General features: G+C 57.9%; 15 protein-coding genes and 1 pseudogene. 10 read left to right on the forward strand and 6 right to left on the reverse strand.

The annotated features are described in order from the left end of the window. The first annotated feature begins 13 nt into the window (after nucleotides 1-13). The 3 genes from ACJO3T_RS19475 (at nucleotide 14) to ACJO3T_RS19485 (ending at nucleotide 3266) form a co-directional block, all read left to right on the forward strand. Complete coding sequence (locus ACJO3T_RS19475) at nucleotides 14-838, forward strand: enoyl-CoA hydratase (RefSeq protein WP_406963621.1); 825 nt, start codon at nucleotides 14-16, stop codon at nucleotides 836-838. 77 nt (nucleotides 839-915) lie between these two features. Then, a complete protein-coding gene (locus ACJO3T_RS19480; RefSeq protein WP_406979556.1) occupies nucleotides 916-2100 on the forward strand; it encodes an acyl-CoA dehydrogenase family protein in 1185 nt (394 codons plus the stop codon). After that, a complete protein-coding gene (locus tag ACJO3T_RS19485; RefSeq protein ID WP_406979557.1) occupies nucleotides 2097-3266 on the forward strand; it encodes an acyl-CoA dehydrogenase family protein in 1170 nt (389 codons plus the stop codon). Before ACJO3T_RS19480 ends, ACJO3T_RS19485 begins: the two co-directional genes overlap by 4 nt. Before the next feature lie 75 nt (nucleotides 3267-3341). Here ACJO3T_RS19485 and ACJO3T_RS19490 read toward each other — a convergent pair whose 3' ends face one another. Continuing rightward, complete coding sequence (locus ACJO3T_RS19490; RefSeq protein ID WP_406979559.1) at nucleotides 3342-4490, reverse strand: C4-dicarboxylate TRAP transporter substrate-binding protein; 1149 nt, start codon at nucleotides 4488-4490, stop codon at nucleotides 3342-3344. A 294-nt stretch (nucleotides 4491-4784) separates the two neighbouring features. Here ACJO3T_RS19490 and ACJO3T_RS19495 point away from each other — a divergent pair, with 294 nt between their 5' ends. The 6 genes from ACJO3T_RS19495 (at nucleotide 4785) to ACJO3T_RS19520 (ending at nucleotide 11464) form a co-directional block, all read left to right on the forward strand. After that, nucleotides 4785-5555 carry a VOC family protein gene (locus tag ACJO3T_RS19495; RefSeq protein WP_406979560.1) on the forward strand — a complete coding sequence of 257 codons (771 nt, stop codon included), beginning with the start codon at nucleotides 4785-4787 and terminating at the stop codon, nucleotides 5553-5555. 11 nt (nucleotides 5556-5566) lie between these two features. After that, the gene (locus tag ACJO3T_RS19500) at nucleotides 5567-6706 is read left to right on the forward strand and encodes an acyl-CoA dehydrogenase family protein (protein WP_406979561.1); all 1140 of its coding nucleotides are present in this window, start codon (nucleotides 5567-5569) and stop codon (nucleotides 6704-6706) included. Between the two features lie 9 nt (nucleotides 6707-6715). Further along, nucleotides 6716-7912, forward strand: coding sequence for an acyl-CoA dehydrogenase family protein (locus ACJO3T_RS19505; RefSeq protein WP_406963627.1), 1197 nt, complete (start codon nucleotides 6716-6718; stop codon nucleotides 7910-7912). Nucleotides 7913-8088: 176 nt separating this feature from the next. After that, nucleotides 8089-8835 carry a GntR family transcriptional regulator gene (locus ACJO3T_RS19510; RefSeq protein WP_406963628.1) on the forward strand — a complete coding sequence of 249 codons (747 nt, stop codon included), beginning with the start codon at nucleotides 8089-8091 and terminating at the stop codon, nucleotides 8833-8835. Between the two features lie 46 nt (nucleotides 8836-8881). Then, on the forward strand, nucleotides 8882-9673 hold the full coding sequence (locus ACJO3T_RS19515) for an enoyl-CoA hydratase-related protein (protein ID WP_406979562.1): 792 nt from the start codon (nucleotides 8882-8884) through the stop codon (nucleotides 9671-9673). A gap of 57 nt (nucleotides 9674-9730) precedes the next feature. Continuing rightward, nucleotides 9731-11464, forward strand: a complete 1734-nt coding sequence (locus ACJO3T_RS19520; RefSeq protein ID WP_406979563.1) for an AMP-binding protein — start codon at nucleotides 9731-9733, stop codon at nucleotides 11462-11464. Here the strand turns inward: ACJO3T_RS19520 and ACJO3T_RS19525 are convergent. The 5 genes and pseudogenes from ACJO3T_RS19525 to ACJO3T_RS19545 all read right to left on the reverse strand — a co-directional run bounded on the left by ACJO3T_RS19525 (nucleotide 11461) and on the right by ACJO3T_RS19545 (nucleotide 17485). Continuing rightward, a complete protein-coding gene (locus ACJO3T_RS19525; RefSeq protein WP_406963631.1) occupies nucleotides 11461-12834 on the reverse strand; it encodes a sodium:solute symporter family transporter in 1374 nt (457 codons plus the stop codon). The genes ACJO3T_RS19520 and ACJO3T_RS19525 overlap by 4 nt on opposite strands. Before the next feature lie 243 nt (nucleotides 12835-13077). Next, nucleotides 13078-13482: a PilZ domain-containing protein gene (locus tag ACJO3T_RS19530; RefSeq protein WP_406979565.1), complete on the reverse strand. Its 405-nt coding sequence runs from the start codon at nucleotides 13480-13482 to the stop codon at nucleotides 13078-13080. Nucleotides 13483-13741: 259 nt separating this feature from the next. Continuing rightward, complete coding sequence (locus tag ACJO3T_RS19535) at nucleotides 13742-14695, reverse strand: cyclase family protein (protein ID WP_406979566.1); 954 nt, start codon at nucleotides 14693-14695, stop codon at nucleotides 13742-13744. An 834-nt stretch (nucleotides 14696-15529) separates the two neighbouring features. Then, nucleotides 15530-16518 (reverse strand): annotated as a pseudogene (locus tag ACJO3T_RS19540) (transposase family protein). Between the two features lie 79 nt (nucleotides 16519-16597). Next, the gene (locus ACJO3T_RS19545) at nucleotides 16598-17485 is read right to left on the reverse strand and encodes a LysR family transcriptional regulator (RefSeq protein WP_406979567.1); all 888 of its coding nucleotides are present in this window, start codon (nucleotides 17483-17485) and stop codon (nucleotides 16598-16600) included. A gap of 291 nt (nucleotides 17486-17776) precedes the next feature. On the opposite strand from ACJO3T_RS19545, the gene ACJO3T_RS19550 reads away from it, so the two are divergent. Next, a complete protein-coding gene (locus ACJO3T_RS19550; protein ID WP_406979569.1) occupies nucleotides 17777-18982 on the forward strand; it encodes an MFS transporter in 1206 nt (401 codons plus the stop codon). Nucleotides 18983-18984: the final 2 nt, after the last annotated feature.

Here is an 18984-nt window from a genome sequence, read left to right on the forward strand (position 1 = left end):
AAGGAAATGCACGATGAACTTTGAAGAGATTAACTACCGTCAGGATCGTCATGTGGCAACCATCGCCCTGAACCGTCCCGACAAGCTGAACGCCTGGACCACAACCATGGAAGCGGAAGTGCGAACCGCCGTGGAGACCGCCGACGCCAATGAAGAGATCCGGATCATCATCATTACCGGGGAAGGGCGTGGCTTCTGTGCGGGCGCCGACATGAACCTGCTGAGCTCCGCCATGACCCGGGGTAATGACGCGGACCACCCGTCGGATTCCTCTCCTGGCAATGCCGACAGCGACCCGGTCGAAAGGAACTACCAGCAGCGGTTCAGCTATCTGCTTCGGGTCACCAAACCTGTTGTGGCGGCCATTAACGGCCCCTGCGCCGGCATGGGGCTGTGCATGACATTGTTCTGCGATATGCGGTTCATGGCGGACCATACCAAGCTGACCACCGCCTTCTCCCGGCGCGGACTGGTGGCGGAGCATGGCATTGCCTGGATGCTGCCGCGTCTGGTGGGCCCCATGAATGCGTTGGACCTGCTCTACTCGGGGCGTTCCGTTGACGCCACTGAAGCGGAACAGATGGGACTGGTCCGGAAGCTACCGGAAGAGGGCTTCCTGGAGAAAGTGCAGAGCTGGGCGGCACAGTTGGTGACCGAGTCCTCTCCGAGATCTATCCGGGTCATGAAGCGGCAGGTCTTCGACTCACTGTTCCAGGACCTTTCCGACTCCTGGGAGATGGCGGACCGGGAAATGGTGAAGTCGTTCTCCTGCGAGGATTTCAAGGAAGGTGTTGCGCATTTCCTGGAAAAAAGGGAACCGAGGTTCTCAGGGCGCTAGGCATCTGATGTGCCTGTCGCCACAGGAAACCAGGCTCGGGAACAAAAAAGAGAGAACAAGAAGAGAACGGAGGCTTCATGCCCGACAGTTTTTTATCTGAATTCCAGCCGTTCAGGGAGGAGATCCGCGAGTTCGTTGCGGAAAAGCTTCCCGATGATATGAAAGAGCGTACCAGGCAGGGCTTTCATCCGACGAAGGAAGAGATGCGGCGGTGGGCAGCCATCCTGCATGAGCGTGGCTGGTCCGCCCCGGGCTGGCCCCGGGAATACGGAGGCGCGGGGTGGTCGCCACTCAAGCGAATGGTATTCGAGATTGAGATGGCCAATGCCGAGGCTCCGGGCCTGAGTCCTTTCGGGCTGCATCTGATTGGGCCGGTCATTTACACCTTTGGCAGTGAAGAACAGAAGGCGCGGTATCTGCCGGCCATTCTGGATGGGTCCCAGTTCTGGTGCCAGGGGTATTCGGAACCGAATTCGGGCTCTGACCTGGCCTCGCTGCGAACCACGGCCATATCGGACGGCGAGCATTACGTGGTCAATGGCCAGAAAATCTGGACCAGTGAAGCCCAGTACGCGGATATGATGTTCTGCCTGGTCAGGACCGATAGCAGCGGCAGCAACCAGGGCGGCATCAGCATGCTGCTGATCGATATGAACAGCCCGGGCGTTACCGTGCGGCCGATCATCACCCAGGACATGTCCCACTATGTGAATGAGGTCTTTCTGGAAGACGTTAAGGTTCCGGTCGAGAACCTGGTTGGCGAGGAGAATCAGGGGTGGCGTTATTCCAAGTTCCTGCTGGCGAACGAACGCACCGCCAGCGCCTATCTTCCCCAGTCCAAACGGGATCTGAGGCGCCTTCGAGAGCTGCTTGGCCAGCTCAGGGAACAGGGTGATGACCTGACGCACGACACGGTGCTGGACCTGGAGGTGGCCCGGACGGAGATCGATCTCGCCGCCCATGAAATGATGGTGTATCGCATTATCGAAGGCGCCTACCGCATCGACCCCAATGCGGCCGCGTCCATGATCAAGGCGCGCGGGGCGGAACTCCAGCAACGGATCTCCTCCCTCTGGGTTGAAGCGCTGGGCCCCCATGCCCTGCCGCTGTTTGGCTCCGGGACGCATGAGTCGGGTGGTTATGGCCTCGATCTGTCTCCGGGGGCCATGTCCCAGTACCTGATCCGTCGGGCCGTCTCCATCTACGGCGGGACCAACGAGATCCAGTACAACATTATTGCCAAGCGGGGGCTGAACCTATGAATGACGCTACGGATACCTCAGGTCTGGCGCTTACAGAGGACGAGTCCCAGCTGCAGGCAAGTGTTGAACGCTTTGTCTCCAGGGAATACCCCTTCGAGCACTATCGCCGGACGGTCAGAGAGCGTCAGTCCATGGACCGGGAGTTCTGGCGTCAGGTGGCGGATCTGGGGCTGATCGGTGCGTGCTTTCCCGAGGGCTGGCAGGGCTATGCCCAATCCGGGAAGGAGCCCTTCCTGATTCTCGAGCAGTTTGGCCACGGGCTTGTGGTCGAACCACTGGTCAGCGGTGTGCTGGCGCCCGGTGCTGTGCTGGCGGCCTCCGGCGAGCGGGAAAGATTTACCGACGTGTTTGCCGGGCTGATGAGTGGCGAGCAGTTGCTGGCGCTGGCCTGGACGGAACCGGATCAGCGCTTTGATCCCTCACCGGTCCATGTCCGTGCCTCGAAAACCGGTGGGGGCTGGAGGCTGAGCGGTCGAAAGTCGACAGTACTGGCCGCTCCGATGGCCGAGACATTGCTTGTGTCGGTCGCGACGGAAGACGGGCCATCCGTCTTTCTGGTTCCAAAGGAAACGGCCGGTATTGAATCGGTTGGGTACCAGACCCTAGATGGTCAGAGGGCTGCGGATATCCGCTTCAACGAGGTGGACGTTGGCCGTGAGTCGCTTGTCGGCAACGCCGGGGACGGGCTGGCCATGGTGCAGGCCGGGCTGGACCAGGCCGCTGCGTTAACCTGTGCAGAAGCCGTTGGTGCGATGAGTGCCGCCCTTGAGCTGACCGTGGACTATACCCAGACCCGAAAACAGTTCGGTCAGGCGATAGCGTCCTTCCAGGCGATACAGCACCGTCTGGCGAATATGGCCATCGAGCTTGAGTATTCCCGGGCCATGCTCCAGTTGCTGTCGTCCGGAATGGACCGCCTGCCCCAGGGCGAGCGCGGTACCTTTGTCTCTGGCATTCGGAGCAAAATCCTTGGGTGTGCCCGTTACCTTGTCAGCGAGGCGGTGCAACTGCATGGCGGTATTGGCGTAACAGATGAGGCGCCCATCAGCCACTATTTCCGGAAGGTGACCGCCCTTGATCTGGCGTGGGGCGATGCGCGGCAGCATCTTGAGCGGTACCATTCGGCACGCCCGGCGGACTATGACCTGGTGGCGGCTCTGTACTGAACACCCCGCAACATCGATCATCTGTAGCACCGAAGGGAGCGGGCGGTAACCCGGCTCCCTTCGATGGCACCCTCGCTATTTCACACCGTAGGTTTCCGGGTCGACTCTGGAGAAGATCTCTTTCCAGTAGAGCTCCGCCAGGGCTTCCTCGTTTTCAACGTCCTGAACCAGCCCACGCCATTTACTCAACCGCTGCCGGAAATCGCTGAGTATCTGTTCCCCGTTTTCATTGCCGTGCTCCTGTGCGTAGACATCGGCCGCGTTCCTGATGTCCTGCTCGATAAAGGCAGCGGTCGCGTCCAGGACTTCGTCGTCTGCCTGGTGGAAGGAGGCACCAAGTTCCGTCATGAGGCTCTGGGCCTCTTTCAGGTCGCTTCTGTACCGGGTCAGAATGGCGGCAGCGCCGGTCGCCGCGGCTCTTAACAGGGCCTCACGCTGCCCGGTGGAGAAACTGCTCCACCTGTCACGGTTGTACTGGAAGACCGAAGAGGGGAACAGGCCACCGGGAACGGCGGGAGTGATATCCGTGATGGTCTCTTCGACGCCGTAATTCTGTATGTCCGAGACGGCCAGGGTGGAGCAGTCAACAACGTTCCGATCCAGGGCTTCATGCATTTCATTGGCGGACATCTGTACGGGGACCGCATTCAGGGCTTCAGCCCACCGGGCCTGGTTTGCCGCACCGGTCCGGATGCGTGCTCCGTCCAGATCCGCCAGGGATCTCACGGGTGAAGTGCAGATCAGGCCGTACCAGGTGCCACCAACAATTGCCGTTGGTACCTGATTCTGATCAGCAAACTCCTCCAGGCACCGTGGACAGTCATGGAGGATATATTCTGTCAGCGCGCCCCCGAACGCCCATCCTTCCTTGCCTTCCGATTGACCGGATAACGGTTCCAGCATCATGGAACTTTCAGCTACGAAATTGGTGTGCGGGTATTCCGTTGAATGGTATGGCGTCAACACCCAGCCGGCATCGGCCATGCCGTCCCGGATACCATCTGACATCTCCGCGAAGCTGAGCAGGGAGAGGGCATAGATCTTCATGCTGAGCTCGCCATTGGTGTTGTCCTCGACAGCCGCCGCGTACTTCTCAATCGCCTGGACCTGAGGCGCCGTTGGCGGGGCGCCGACGGCATAGCGGATCTGTTCCGCCATGGCCGTCGTGCCCGTACCCATGAAAATGGTGGCGGCCAGTGCCGCGTGAAAGCTGGACCTGTGCATTGTTCGTCCTCCCTTCAGGCCCCATGAGGATTCTGGTGACGGGCGTCACCGGAACGCGTCTTCTGTGTGGGGCTGATGATTGTTGTTATGGCAAGTCGTTGGCCGATATCCGACCCGGATTGTTCTTGGACAAGTTCGCCAAGAATGCTATAAGGTATAGTATATATTTTATAAAAAATAAAATTAAACGACATGACCCCGACAACGCCAGGTGCTGGGAAGGGCTGGCTCCGAGTGGTGCTGTCCACCTTGCCGCCGGCGGGCCCGGGATCCATGAGAAGAGGAGAAGAAGCGATGTTCCTGAGACTGCGTCAATTATGCCTGGTGGCAGGGAAGCTTGAACCGGTGGTTGAAGACCTGCGGTCGGTCTTTGATATCGAGGTGTGCCACCGTGATCCAGGCGTTGGGCAGTTTGGTCTGGAAAATGCGCTGTTACCGATCGGGCACTCGTTCATTGAGGTGGTGGCCCCGGTGGAAGAGGGGACCGCTGCAGGGCGGTATCTCCAGCGCCGCAATGGGGATGGTGGCTACATGGTGATTCACGACACGGACGAGATCCGTCAATGGGAAGCCCGCATGAACACGCTTGGTGTCCGTATCGCGGCCGCCCTGGAGGTGGATGAGTACCGTGGCCTGCAACTGCACCCCAGGGACACCGGCGGAGCGTTGCTGGAAATCAATCAGACTGGTAAGGGCGGCCCCCTTGAGGGCGCTTACCACCCCGCCGGCCCGGACTGGCAGTCCCACGTTCACACCGATGTTGTCACGGCGGTGATGGGCGCCGAACTCCAGAGTGATGAGCCTGAAGCGTTGGCCAATCGGTGGGGAAACATCCTGGAGAGGCCGGTTGTGGCCGGCGAATCCGGTTTCAGTATCGAGCTTGATAATGCCCGCCTGCGATTCGTCCGGGCTCGGGATGGTCGCGGGGAGGGACTGGGAGGCATCGATCTCCTGGTTCCCGATGCGGAGGTGGTGAGGGAACGTTGCCGCCGGAACGACCTGCCGCTGGTCGACGGGGGTGTCCTGGTGGGCGGTGTGCGGTTCTATCTTGGAACGGGTGACTGAAGGGGCGTGTAATGGATCTGAACTACAGCGAGGAGCAGCAGATGCTCCGTGAAAGCGTCGAGCGTTTCGTGCGCCGGCACTATGCCTTTCCCGACCGGCAGAAGCGGCTGGCCGAAGGCCGTGGTTGCTCCCGGGAGTTGTGGCAGCAGATGGCTGAACTGGGCTGGTTGACGATTTCGTTACCGGAAGAGGATGGCGGTATCGGAGGCTCGGTTGCGGACACCGCGATTGTCATGGAAGGGCTGGGACAGGCCCTGGCGCTTGAACCGTATTTGCCGACCGTGCTGGCGTCAGCCCTGATCGCCAGGGTGGGAACTGATGAACAGAAAGCCCGGTATCTGACACCGCTTGCCGAGGGGCAGCTGCAAATGGCGGTGGCGTTCACCGAGCCCCAGGCGCGATATCAACTGGACGACTGTGCGACCCGTCTTGAGGTTCAGGACGATGGCATGGTTCTGGAGGGGGGTAAATCCCTGGTTATGGGCGGTCAGCATGCGGACATGACCGTTGTGGTGGCCCGCAGCGGTGGCGATCAGAAATCGCCGGACGGGCTCAGTCTGGTGCTGGTGGACAGGGAGTTACCAGGTATCGAGCGGCGGGATTATCAGACCAATGATGGCCTGGGCGCCGTGGATATGCACTTCAACGGTGTGCGACTGCCGGCCAGTGCCCTGTTGGGCGTCCGGGGCGAGGCGTTGCCCGAAATCGAGTACATGCTGGATCTGGCCATAGCCTGTGTGGCGTCTGAAGCCGTGGGCGCCGTATCCGCGCTTTGTCAGGCCACCCTGGAGTATCTGCGCAATCGCAGGCAGTTCGGTAAACCCCTTGGCGCCAATCAGGCCCTGCAACACCGCATGGTGGATATGTTCATTGCCCAGGAGGAGACAAGATCCATCGCGCTTTATGGCGCCATGATGATGGAGGAGCCGGATCCTGTTGCCCGCAAACGGGCGCTTTCGCTGACCAAGGTCGAGATTGCCCGCACCGCCCGCCACGTGGCGCAGGAGGCTGTCCAGCTTCATGGCGCCATGGGGGTGACGGACGAGCTGTCCGTAGGCCATTACTTCAAGCGACTGACCGCCATCAACGCCACTTTTGGCGACAGCGACTGGCACCTGCATCGCATTGCGCAATGCGATCACCAGAAGTGAGGAACGAGCATGGAATTCAGGTTGAATCAGGAACAACAGGCGTTCGCCGACGAGGTACGTGAATTCATCCGGGCGCATCTGCCCGAGGATATCGCCCGCAAGGTGAGGCGTGATCAGCACCTGTCCCGGGACGACTATATGCGCTGGCAGCAGATCCTGGGACAGAAAGGGTGGCACACCTTCAACTGGCCGGAGGAATACGGTGGGCCGGGCTGGAATGTCATCCAGAGTTACCTGTTCGAGGTGATCTCCGCAGAGATGGACTGCCCGATTATCCAGCCCTTCGGGCCCCGTATGGCGGGCCCGGTCATCTATACCTTTGGCACGGAAGAACAGAAGGACCGGTTCCTGCCGGGTATTCGCGACTCCACGGTGTGGTGGTGTCAGGGTTACTCGGAACCACAGTCCGGATCGGACCTGGCTTCGTTGAGTACCCAGGCCGAGGACCATGGGGATCATTACCTGGTCAACGGGCAGAAGATCTGGACTTCCTACGCCCATTACGCGGACTGGATGTTCTGCCTGGTCCGTACCCGTGGCGATGGCCGGCCCCAGGAAGGCATTTCCTTCCTGCTGATCGACATGAACAGCCCGGGCATCGAAGTGCAGCCCATCCTGATGATGGAAGGCACGCACTCCTTCAACACGGTGTTCCTGGATAACGTCAAAGTGCCCAAGGAAAACCTCATTGGTGAGCAGGACAAAGGGTGGTCGTACGCCAAGTTCCTGCTGGAACATGAGCGGGTGGACAACGCCGCCATTGGCGTAACCAAGGCCGCCATGCGACGGCTGAAGGCCATTGCGAGCCAGGAGCGCTCGGATGAGCGGCCATTGCTTGATGATCCCCTGTTCCATGCCCGGGTGATCGGCGTGGAAGCGCAACTCCAGGCCCTGGAGGTGACGGCGTTGCGGGTGCTGTCCCAGGTGGCGTCGGGGCAAGCGCCCGGGCCGGTGGCGTCATTGCTGAAGATTCGGGGGACCGAGATCGCCCAACGGATCAGCGAACTGACGTCCCAGGCCGTCGGGCACTACGCCCTGCCGTTCCAGCCCGGGTACCTCCGGGACGAGGGCGCGGAAGAACCGGTGGGGCCGGCCCATGCCGCGACGGCGGCCAATAACTATCTGTGGCGGCGCAGCATGTCGATCTACGGCGGTTCCAACGAGATTCAGCGTAATATCATCGCGAAACACATGCTCGAACTGTAAACCCGTCAGGCGGTATGGCCTGGCAATGTAGCCATTGCCAATGGTCATCCGAGATCGCCATGGGGAGGCCGTTTTTTGCCCTTTAATATTGTTAACAATTAACTGTTGACTAAGCGTGATGCTGGTCTAGACTGAGCATTTGATAACCACCATCGCGCTTCAGAACAGGGGACTTGATGAACAACGTGGCACTTGAAGGGCGCAGTAACCTCACAAAAACCGTTCCACAGCAGATTGCCGATCAGATAGCCAGGCGCATCGTCGACGGTGAGTTCAAGGATGGTTGTCCCCTCCGGGAACAGGAGCTGGCCTCCTACTACGGCGTGAGCCGGGGGCCGATAAGGGACGCGATCCAGGAGCTCGAACGGCGGGGTTTGCTAGAGATACTGCCGCGCAGGGGCGCTTATGTCATTGAGCCGACCATCAACACCATTGCGGATGTCTTCAATGTCCAGGCTGCGATGGCCGGGCTGGCGGCACGCTACATGGCCCGCTGCGGGACACCGGAGGCCATAGGCTACCTGGCGGAAGTTATCGGGGAACTGGAGAAACTGGCGGAACAGCAGGACGTGGAGCCGATCGTCTTCGTGACCCCATGCTGGCGACTGCTCAGCATCGTTGCCGCCAACTGTGGCAATGAACACCTGCGCCGGATGATGCGGGACCTGTTCAAACACTCCCTCTGGGGCGTGTTATGGGGAAGCCAGCCGCTGGATTACCTGACCCGGGAGCGTCGTCAGCAGATGGCGTTGAACTCACGGGCACTTCTGGAGGCGATCTCCGCCGGTCAGGATGAACGGGCGGAGTGGTTACTGCGGGAAATCGTGTTTGCATCCCGGGATGAAGGGATGCGAATCATCAGGAAGTTACGTGGCCAGGAAGTAGATCCAAGCCGGATTATGCACGACAGCCACTCCGGCTGAGATTGGCTCAACTCCATGAGTAAACCAGAACAAGAAGGGGCCAGATATGGGCTGCATTCTACAGTCATCACTCACCAGGGGGCTTCTCACTCTCACCCTTAACCGGCCAGCGCAGAGAAACGCGCTCAACATGGCGCTTGCCGAAGCGTTGCTGGAGGCCGTATCCCATGCCCGGAGCGACGAGCGGGTGCGGGCCATCCTGATCCGCGGGGCGGGCGAGCACTTCTGTATCGGCCCGGACATCGAGGCAATGGCCGACGAATACGAGTGGGCCTTTGACTTCTCCCATCGGGTATCTTCCCTGCGCAGACTGATGGAAGTATCCCGGATCATCCACGACATTCCCATTCCGGTGGTTTCGGCCCTGCATGGCAAGGTTAGCGGCCCGGGGCTGGCTCTGGCGCTGGCATCCGATATCCGGATTGCGGCGGAGTCGACCCGCCTTACCACCGGTTTTGCCCGGTTCGGTCTCTCCGGTGGCTACGGCGGTGTCTACTTCCTGACCCGGTTGCTGGGCAGTGCCAAGGCGCGGGAGCTGCTGTTGATGTCACCGTGTCTCGATGCCCGGGAGGGGCTCAATATGGGGCTGGTGAGCTACGTTGTCCCTTCCAGCGACCTGGAATCAGAGGCGTTTGAGCTTGCCATGGGGCTCGCCAACGGTCCCACCACGTCCTTTGGGTGTATCAAGCAGAATGTGAACATGGCCGAGCAGGCTTCAATCAGTGAGACGCTGGATATCGAGGCTGAGAACCATGTCTTGTGCACACTGACCTCGGATCACCGGGAAGCCAGCATGGCCTTCCGGGAGCGACGATCACCGGGATTCATCGGCGTCTGACGTTCCCTGAGGCCCGTTCGTCCGGGGCATTCATGACTCAGGATTGGAGACAATAAGATGATGGAAAGATCCGATCTTTTCGAACACCTGCTTGAAGAAGGGGACATTGCCCTTCATAAACTCGACGAATGGGCTGGCGAGACGCCGGATAAAACGTTCATTTACTATGGCGAGACCGGCCTTGGCCTGAGCTTTGCGGAGGTCCGGCAGAGAAGCGATGCCCTGGCGGCCGGCCTGGCTTCATTGGGTGTGGCGAAGGGCGACCGCGTCAGCGTGCTCAGCAGCAACTCGCTGGTGGCGACGATTTCGATGTTCGCTGCGTGGCGGCTCGGTGCACTGTACGCCCCCCATAACTTCAATCTTCGCGGGCAGCTGCTGAGCTACCAGATCAACGACACGGGGCCGGCTGTGCTGATCACGGATCCGTCTTTCGGAGAGCCGCTTTCCGAGATCGGAGATGAACTGGATCTGGACCATATCGTCGTCTTCCCGGAGGGTTACGGCTCGCAGAGCCCGGGCAATGAAGACCTGGGCGTGGCATGGAAGCGCACCGCCTGCCATCCGCTCTCCCGGCTACTGGAGAACGGGACCGCGATCCCCGATGTCCCGCTGGATCCCCACGATCCGGCCACCATTATCTACACCTCCGGCACCACGGGGCCCGCCAAGGGCGTAGTATTGGGGCATCGCTGGATCAATCAGTATTCCTTCCCCCTGCGCAACATGGACGGGGATGACGAGGTACTTTACTGCGATTTGCCGCTTTACCATGTGGGCGGCGTCTACGCACTGCTGATCCGGGCCCTGTGGAAGGGCAACACCGTCGGTCTCTGGAACCGCTTCAGTCCCAACGACTTCTGGAACCGGATCGCCAGTTGTGGAGCCACGTCCTGCATACTGATGGATGTGATGGTGCCCTGGCTCATGGGGGCGCCGGCCCGACCGGATGACCGTGCCAACACACTCTATAAGGTCCACATGCAGCCGCTGGCGGCGAGCCATCATGAGGTCGCCCGTCGGTTCGGATTCGATTTTGTCAGCTGCGGCTTCGGGCAAACGGAGTCGGGGTGTGGCTTCCTGGCGATCATTGACCAGTTTGGCGATGAGCATGGCACGCCGCCGGAGCTGTATCGGGGCATGCCCAAGCAGGCACTGCGCGAACGCATCGAGTATCTCGGTGGCATGGTGGTGGAAGGCACCGGGCTCATACCGAAAGGATTCATGGGCCTGGCAAATCCGTTTCTTGAAGTTGCCATCATGGATGACAATGACAATCCGCTGCCTGTGGGAGAGGTGGGGCAGATCGCCTTCCGCCCCCGTACCCCGGGCGGCATCATGCAGCAGTACCTGAACAAGCCGGACGCCACGCTGAAAGCCTGGCGCAACCTCTGGTTCCACACCGGCGATGCCGGCGTCCGGGACGCGGATGGCACCTATCGGTTTGTTGATCGAATTGGCGGGTACTTCCGGGTGCGGGGCGAAAACGTTTCGTCGTTCGAGGTGGAAAGTGTGCTCAACACCCACCCGAAAATCCGGGCGGTGGCGGCTGTTCCCGTACCTGCCCGGGTCGGCAGTGAAGACGATATTGCGGTGTTCGTGGAACTTTCCGACGATCAGGACATGTCCGAGCCTGAACTCCGTGCCTATGCCGAAAAACAGATGCCGAAATACATGCAGCCCGCGTATGTCCGGTTTATTGAGGCGCTCCCCATCACGCCGACCAACAAGGTTCAGAAGTACCTGTTGAAGAAAAGCATTCTTGAGGAGCTCGATGTGCCCCGGGGACACTAGTCCCCAGAGCGACCGTGCACAGCGGTCCATACCAGCGTGACGCCCCCCGACGCCAGCAATGCGCCGGCAAACGGCGCCAGCGTCGGCGCTCCTCCAGGAAAGCTGGCGATAAAGAGAGCCTCGGAGAGGCTACCGGTCATGATCCAGTCGGGCAGGATCGCACCGACCAGGCCCGCCAGCACACCGCCCATCGCCGCACTCGTCGTTACCCGGGACCACAGCCCCATCAGGATCGGGATAATGGCCGTCGCGCACAGCAGATCGGCGATCAGGAACAGCCGCAGAACCGAAACACCCTGCAACGCCACGGCAATCACCGGCACCATCAGGGCCACCGTCACCCAGCGGGCGGAGGCCAGCGTCAACCCCTCTTTCTCGGCCACCGCGAGGGAGGCGATGCCATTCTGCAGGGTGTCCACCGACGAAGCGACCAGCGTAACGGCCAGAACCAGGGCGACCGCTCCCAGCCATTGTGGCGCCTCACTGAGCAGTGCAAAGAACGGGATCGGCGGTGTGCCCAGTTCAAGCCCCGCCATGGCAGCACTGATGCCAAGGCCGCCCACCACCGCGACCACCACAATGGTGGTTCCCCCTCCGAGGATCGCCCCCTTCCAGAGCGATGCGCTGTCCCGCGCAGCCCACACCCGCTGCCAGTATCCCTGGTGGAAAAGGTTGGCTGCGGTCACCGCAAGCACCAACGTAACGGCCACACTGACCGCGCTCCAGAAGGGAATGCCGGGGAGCTCGGCAGACTGCGCCGCGGCGGGCAGGTGTTTCCAGTCCACAAACAGGACCGCGGCCAGCAAGGCCATCAGCAGCAACGCCTGCCAGCGGTCGGTGGCGAGGCTGGCCCGTAACCCGCCCCAGGTGGTGTAGATCAGGGTGGTCAGCGCCACGGCAATGATCACAATCTGGCCGTTCAGGTCCGAGAGCAGCCCGGTAATCGCACCAATGGCTGTCAACTCCGCCGCCAGGAAGCAGAGCATATAGAGCACGGAAATCAGCGATACCCACCGGCGTATGCCTTTACCGAACCGTTTCTCCGCAAACTCGCTGATACTGCGCCCCTGGGGCAGTTGCCTGCGGATCAGCGGGCCGAGCATGGCGAAGACGATAAACGGCAGTGCCGCGCCGAGGGCATAGCCGGCAAGGGCGACCGGGCCGACAAACGCGCCCACCTCCGGCGGTGCAAACAGTATCCAGGCACCCATGCCGGAGGCCAGGAAAGAGAGGCCGATGGTGGTGGCGCCCTGACTGTTGCGGGCGGTCATGTAGTCGTCAAGGCCATTAGCGGTTTTACGGGCACGCAGCCCCAGCCAGCCGAAAAGGCACAGTGCCGCCACAATGGCGGCCAGGTGGGTCATCATCATGTCGCGCTTCCTCCGCCGGAATGATCCGGATCAGGTTCCAGGGTCTGTCTGGTATTCCGTCTGATGCATTCGCTGACGGGACACTGGGACACTCTCAGTCCCGACCGCTACGGTCAGGACTCCCCTGTCGACTGGATTATGGGTTTGTGATGTTTTCAGTGGGTTCGGTTAGCCACAGATGGGCACTGTAAGGCCACAGCCAGGACACAGGCAAACGAAACCGGCCAGAGCCCGTCCGACCCACTACCCATTGCCGGACTTCAACAGTTCCGGGAAATAAGGTCGGGTCAGGGCCTTTAGCGCGGGATTGGCCACGAACTGTTCATCAAAGCTGACGGCAAGCCTGGTAAACTGCCGGGCGACTTCGACACGAATGACCGTTCCCGGCACGTCCCTGAGCATAGTGACGCGGTTCCAGAGAGTCAGGAGGGCCCTTTCCCCCGGAATCACGTCCGTCAGGTCGCAGAGCAGGGCAATACCGTGGTGGCTGATGTTAAGGCAGTGACATTCCCTCGGCTGGGGAGAGGATTCAAAGGCAACTTCGGCATGCAGTCCTGCGGGTGATATCCGGAGGGATCGGCGCAGATCTGAATGTTCCTCGACACTGATAAGGTCAGGACGGAGATAGTCCCTTTGTGGTGGACGCATCGTTCACTTCCTTTTGGATGCCTGAAAACGTAATGTGAATCATGTCACAATAATTGACAGTTGCAATGCGCAGATTGGTGTGAACCGTAAAAGAGTGTCAAATGATTGATTGGCCCGGTGGCGTTCTGCAGGACATCTATGACGGCACCCCCGGGGCAGGACAGGAAAGCGCAGGTGTAACCTTTCTGAGTCACGGATAAGCGGCCCGCGTCCTTTTTTGAAGAACGGGGCCAATGTCAAATGTGTTATCTGTCAGCGGTCACTTGATGGCGATCGGGTTCACCATCATCTGTACGGCGCCTTTTACCTTGGGTTGGCCCAGGACAAACATGAATTCATGCACATTATCCTTGGCTAGCTCAGCGGTGTTCATGTTCTCGAGGATGTAGACACCGTTCTTGGCCAACAGTGTTTGATGGACTTCGAACACGCCAGTGCCGTCTTCGAAAGGAATGACCTCAAGGCCCCAGGTATCGGCCCCGACGGCAACGACGCCCTGGCCAGCCAGGTATTTCGCTCCATCGACACCGAGGCCCGGCTCAGCCTTTCCAAATCGCTCATTGTCGTTACCCACCAGGCTGAGCCAGCCGGTATGGAAAAGCACCACGTCTCCCTCCTGAATCGTCACATCCTGGGTTTCCGCTGCAGCGCGTATTTCTTCGCTGTTGAAACCCTGTCCCTCTGTCAACATGTCCTGGCCGAAGTGCTCGGCCATGTCCAGAAGCACGCCACGGGTGACAATCGGCGGAATACCCTCGGTGCCCAGTTTTTTCAGGCCATCAACAGCCACGATGTCTTCGGCTGCCAGTCCGTTGTAGTGTTTGTGATCGATACCAATATGGCCAAAGCCGTCAATCTGACTGCCAATGCCCAACCAGGTATGCAGAATGTCATCAGTACTGGTCAGCTTGGTGGGTCCGATAGCCTGGCCGCCGGCCCTGGGTTCCATCACGGTAATGTCGAAGAAACGCGTGCCATACGCTGGGAAGTCACGATTCAGTTCCACACCCAGAGAGTAGGCCTTGCCCTCAGTGACCAAACTTGTCGCTTCCAGGATATGGTCTGCGGACAGGTAATTGGCGGCGCCAATCGTATCGTCTTTGCCCCACTTTGAGTTCTGCCAGTCTTCGTTTGCGAACCCGGTTGGTGCGTTTGCGCCTAGTAAAGCGCCTGCGAGAATTGTTGCCATGAGGGGCGTTGTTGTTCGTTTCATGGAATGCGTTCCTTAAGTTGTTTTTATCGAGATGCTGACTGTTGATGGGATTGACTCAATAGTCATCCCGCCAAGACCTTAACTATAGCTGGCTAATAATGATTTTCCTCTTTGCAGCCGGAGCCATAGAAATGCCTGCCATTTACCTTTTTCTGTTGTGTTCAGGTAAATGGCAGGCATTCAGTGCAAGGGTCAGCGTGTTGTGTTGAAGGAAATGCCGCTAATTACGTGGACAAACCACGGGCACAATTTGGACAGAGCCAAATAAAAGGCCTGCGTTCTCACACAGGCCATTTGGGAACAATGGCCCCAGCAAATTGGGAGCGGAGCAACTTGAACAAAAGGGGTTTATACAATGCACCTCAGTTGCCTGAGGGGGCAGGATGGACTCAGATTGCCTTTGGGGCTTCGCCCCGCCTACGCTGCGGCACCCAAACGGCTATTGCCGTTTGTCGAACGGAGGTTCTCACCAAGACTAACGGGCGATCCATATCCCACAAAAAAGCCCCGCACTTGGCGGGGCCCTTTTGTATAAGATGGCCCGCCCGTCAGGATTCGAACCTGAGACCTTTGCCTCCGGAGGGCAATTCATCTCATCACCTATATTGACCAAATTAGGCTTTAAATGTTTTAAAATCAATGTGTTGAGCTTTTAGAAGCAATGCTTTTTAGTCGGTTAATCACTGTCTGAAACATCGGGTACCGATTGAGAACGGGCACATGGTGTCGTTTGGGCTGCCTTAAAAATGACCATTGTTCAAACTGAGATAGGTGTTCTTCTTCCGCACGATCTTAGCCTAAGAACTCAGTTTTGGACTTCCTCCGAAATGAGTGTCACCAGCCCAGAACGGAGGCCTGTTCCAAGGGCTCTGGACTGACGCCAACCAGATGGGTATTACGCCGAGGCCGTTTATAAAACACTTCGTATGTAGTCGAACACATCCGCCTTGGCCAGATCTCGGGTTCTGTAGAGCCGTTTTGGATCCGCTCCTTTTGCAGCTTTAAGACGGGACTCGCTTCTGTCTTTGCAATCCCTAGTCGGACTGGGCCAGGACTGTTGCCCTTTGCCATCGCCAAACGGTCACGAGTAGTGCATTCACCACCATGCTGCAGTGAAGAGTGGATTTCATCGATCAGCCAACCACACGCCGTGAGAAGAGATCGACGACCACCACGGAGACAACGCCCCTGCCAAGTCCGAAGGTAGGTGATATCAGTGATTAGGGATTGTCAGGCGGGCCAACCGTAAACTCGCGGTGGCGATTGTTCGGGACCAGGATTGATGGTCTTCCTGCGATGAATCTCTGGGCCGTGTAACCCCTAAGCGCTTTAAATTTATGTCCTTTCATCAAGTCCGCCGCTCGGTCTAGGCTACTGGTTTCATCTGCCTCCTCGAGGGCCCAGAAACGCCATTGGGGGCTCTAAACATGATAAGAAGTCGGATCTGCACCAACAGGCGTTGGTTATCGATGGCTCGGGCAGATAACGGTTTATGCAGCCATTGATAGAAGCCGCTACGAGCCACCTGGAGCGCGCGAAAAATAGCTATGGTACTGAGTTCGCGCCGGCGATAGTAGATGAACCGGAGCTTTGCTCGAGCTCTTTGACATAATACCGAGAGGTTGTTTTGGGGATGTCGCGCTCTTATTCGATCCGGCGCATCTGGGCACGCAGCCAGAGAATTTCGCTCTTGGCTTGGACCAACGCGGCGGCGCGCTCATCGTACTTACATGGCTTCATGGCCTTAACCCTTGTGTAGAATCTGTGAGACTGACCTGCCCCGGCCGTTGCGATACTTCGGCAGCGGAATAGCCCCATTTCAGTACTTCTCAGACAGCTTCATTCTTGCATTTTAGGAGCATCAATTTCGGGGAAGATCCAAGTCTGAATTAAGGTCCAACCTCACCCAAGCGCGCTGGCAATAGCAAGAAATTGGGATACTGATGTCTTGGCTATCGATTTACTGTGCATCAGATAGATACGCACTGCGTAATTTAACCAAGGTAGTTCGCGCATAACCAAATTGCTTGATTGGGGGTGACTCATACTCCTTTGTACCAAGGCAACCCCCAGACCTGCCTCAACCAACTCTACCGCGGTAGATGGCTCTGACGCCTCATACCGAATATCAAGTTCCCAGCCGACCGCTCTGCATTCCGCTATCAAGTCTTTGGTTGCATCTGGGTGGAAGGACTTGGGTAGACCAACAACTGGACAGCTCTGTAAATGATCGACGGTGATAGAAGGCTCTTTGGAAAGCGACCAGTTGCCTGGTATTGCAAGAACTAACGGCTCCTCCATAACAAGGTGAGCCGTGAAATCGTCAAGATTGTTCGGCAACGAATATATAAATCCTAGATCTAAATTTCCTTTACGAACTTCTTCTGTTTGTTTGTGCGAGCGTAGTAACCTGGTCTCAACCTCAACGTCCGGAAACTTTTCTCCAAATTGACGAAGTGAACGTTGGAGTAACTTTGCGTGCAGCGCTCCCTCGACGTAGCCAATGCTTATTTTCCCTTCGAGACCATCGCGTATCAGGTGCGCTTGCCGTTCAACCTCCTCTGCATGATGAAGAAGCGACTTCGCGTTGTTAAGGAACCGTTCACCTTCACTAGTCAGACGAATCCGACCGCGACCACGATCAAACAGTGCTATACCTAGCCTCTCCTCAAGTTGCTGTATCTGTCGACTCAAGGGAGATGCGGAGATACACAGCTTTTCAGCCGCACGTCCAATATGCTCCTCTTGAGCAACCACTACGAAGTATCTCAGTAGTCTGAATTCTAACATATGTCCTCTTAGGTCATGGGGCTGACCTTAACAGTCCTTTACCAGTGAGTGCCTGCTTGCTGATAATCGCCGAGATCAGAAAGAAAACGTTCCTACCTCCACGGAAGCTATCAATTCGCAGGCGCAGGATCCAGGCACGCGATTGTAGATATTCAGGTAGGCGTTGGATATTCAGTAGTCACTAGCATTGATCATAGAAATACGCCAGTTTCTGTAAGTAATTAATATTGGTCAGTGAAGTCACAGATACCATGGAAAGTCAAACCAAGTCACAGGCGAGGTCCCCAAAAAATGTTGAGCAATATTAATGGCCGCCTTCTACTGTTGGCCCTGGGCGCATTTTCGATAGGGACCGAAGTTTTTGTGATCGCGGGGATTCTTCCAGGTCTTGCAGAAAGCTTGGATGTCACGCTGTCATCAGCCGCGTTCTTAATTACAGCCTTCGCATTTACTTACGCCGTCGTTGCACCAATAGGGGGTGCATTCTGTGCAAGATTTCCCCCTCGAACTACCCTAATCGGCGCGTTGGTTATATTCGGCCTTGCGAACGTTGCAGCAGCAATATCCCCTAACTATTACTCGCTGTTAGTGGCGAGATTGGTGGCTGCCGCAAGTGCCGCTATATATACGCCAGCAGCCGTCACAATGGCGATACGACTCGTGCCAAAAAAGGAGATGGGTCGCGCTTCAAGTGTGGTTTACGGGGGGCTTTCGATGTCACTAGTAACGGGTGTGCCGATTGGGGTTTTTATAGCAGAGCTAACTAGTTGGCGGTTTACGTTTGCATTCGTCTCCTTGATCGCTTTAGTTGCTGCATCTGCACTAACAATACTACTGAAAGCCTTGCCTCCGAGTGGTGGGTTAACTTTAAAAGCGCGACTTTCACCATTGGGGAGGCCGGTTGTGGTCGCGACCTTACTGAGTGGCCTAATCTGGATGACCGGAGGAATCGCCGTATACACTTATATTGCGTTATTTGTGACTGCGTCGGGCTGGGGGGCTGAATCGGTTAGCGCAATACTCTTATTATACGGTGCATCTGCAATATTTGGTAATAAGCTAGGTGGACGGCTAAGTGATAGCCGTATCGGCCCCAGAGGGACGTTGATCATAGCTTTAACAGTACACTTTTCCGCATTGGTTCTCTTAGGCTTTGCAGCAAAATGGGGGGCACCGATAGGTATCTATATAGCGCCACTGGCTATCGGGTTATATGCGATGGCGGGATGGGCCTGTACTCCACCACAAGCCGCCCGATTAGTTAGCTTGGCTCCACAATCCTCAATGGAAGTGCTCTCTCTTAGTACCAGTGCGACCTATTTTGGGATCGCTTCGGGCGCAGCGCTGGGATCATTTGTTGTTGAGACGGCTAGCCTACCGATGGTGGCCTTTGTAGCTGCTGGTGCTCAAATTATAGCGCTATCCGGCGTCGTACTATTTAAATCACCTGGGGTCTACGAACCAGAAATTGGTGTTGCTGAAAGCCCTAGTAAATAAGG

This window comes from Marinobacter shunpengi, assembly GCF_045449715.1.
Classification (GTDB): Bacteria; Pseudomonadota; Gammaproteobacteria; order Pseudomonadales; family Oleiphilaceae; genus Marinobacter.

Bases quoted from the DNA above. Each gene is read 5' to 3' on its own strand.
- ACJO3T_RS19475 (WP_406963621.1), top strand. From the start codon at position 14: ATGAACTTTGAAGAGATTAACTACCGTCAGGATCGTCATGTGGCAACC.
- ACJO3T_RS19535 (WP_406979566.1), bottom strand. From the start codon at position 14,695: ATGAAACGAACAACAACGCCCCTCATGGCAACAATTCTCGCAGGCGCT.
- ACJO3T_RS19515 (WP_406979562.1), top strand. From the start codon at position 8,882: ATGGGCTGCATTCTACAGTCATCACTCACCAGGGGGCTTCTCACTCTC.
- ACJO3T_RS19520 (WP_406979563.1), top strand. From the start codon at position 9,731: ATGATGGAAAGATCCGATCTTTTCGAACACCTGCTTGAAGAAGGGGAC.
- ACJO3T_RS19495 (WP_406979560.1), top strand. From the start codon at position 4,785: ATGTTCCTGAGACTGCGTCAATTATGCCTGGTGGCAGGGAAGCTTGAA.
- ACJO3T_RS19505 (WP_406963627.1), top strand. From the start codon at position 6,716: ATGGAATTCAGGTTGAATCAGGAACAACAGGCGTTCGCCGACGAGGTA.
- ACJO3T_RS19510 (WP_406963628.1), top strand. From the start codon at position 8,089: ATGAACAACGTGGCACTTGAAGGGCGCAGTAACCTCACAAAAACCGTT.
- ACJO3T_RS19550 (WP_406979569.1), top strand. From the start codon at position 17,777: ATGTTGAGCAATATTAATGGCCGCCTTCTACTGTTGGCCCTGGGCGCA.
- ACJO3T_RS19480 (WP_406979556.1), top strand. From the start codon at position 916: ATGCCCGACAGTTTTTTATCTGAATTCCAGCCGTTCAGGGAGGAGATC.
- ACJO3T_RS19525 (WP_406963631.1), bottom strand. From the start codon at position 12,834: ATGATGATGACCCACCTGGCCGCCATTGTGGCGGCACTGTGCCTTTTC.
- ACJO3T_RS19530 (WP_406979565.1), bottom strand. From the start codon at position 13,482: ATGCGTCCACCACAAAGGGACTATCTCCGTCCTGACCTTATCAGTGTC.
- ACJO3T_RS19545 (WP_406979567.1), bottom strand. From the start codon at position 17,485: ATGTTAGAATTCAGACTACTGAGATACTTCGTAGTGGTTGCTCAAGAG.
- ACJO3T_RS19490 (WP_406979559.1), bottom strand. From the start codon at position 4,490: ATGCACAGGTCCAGCTTTCACGCGGCACTGGCCGCCACCATTTTCATG.
- ACJO3T_RS19500 (WP_406979561.1), top strand. From the start codon at position 5,567: ATGGATCTGAACTACAGCGAGGAGCAGCAGATGCTCCGTGAAAGCGTC.
- ACJO3T_RS19485 (WP_406979557.1), top strand. From the start codon at position 2,097: ATGAATGACGCTACGGATACCTCAGGTCTGGCGCTTACAGAGGACGAG.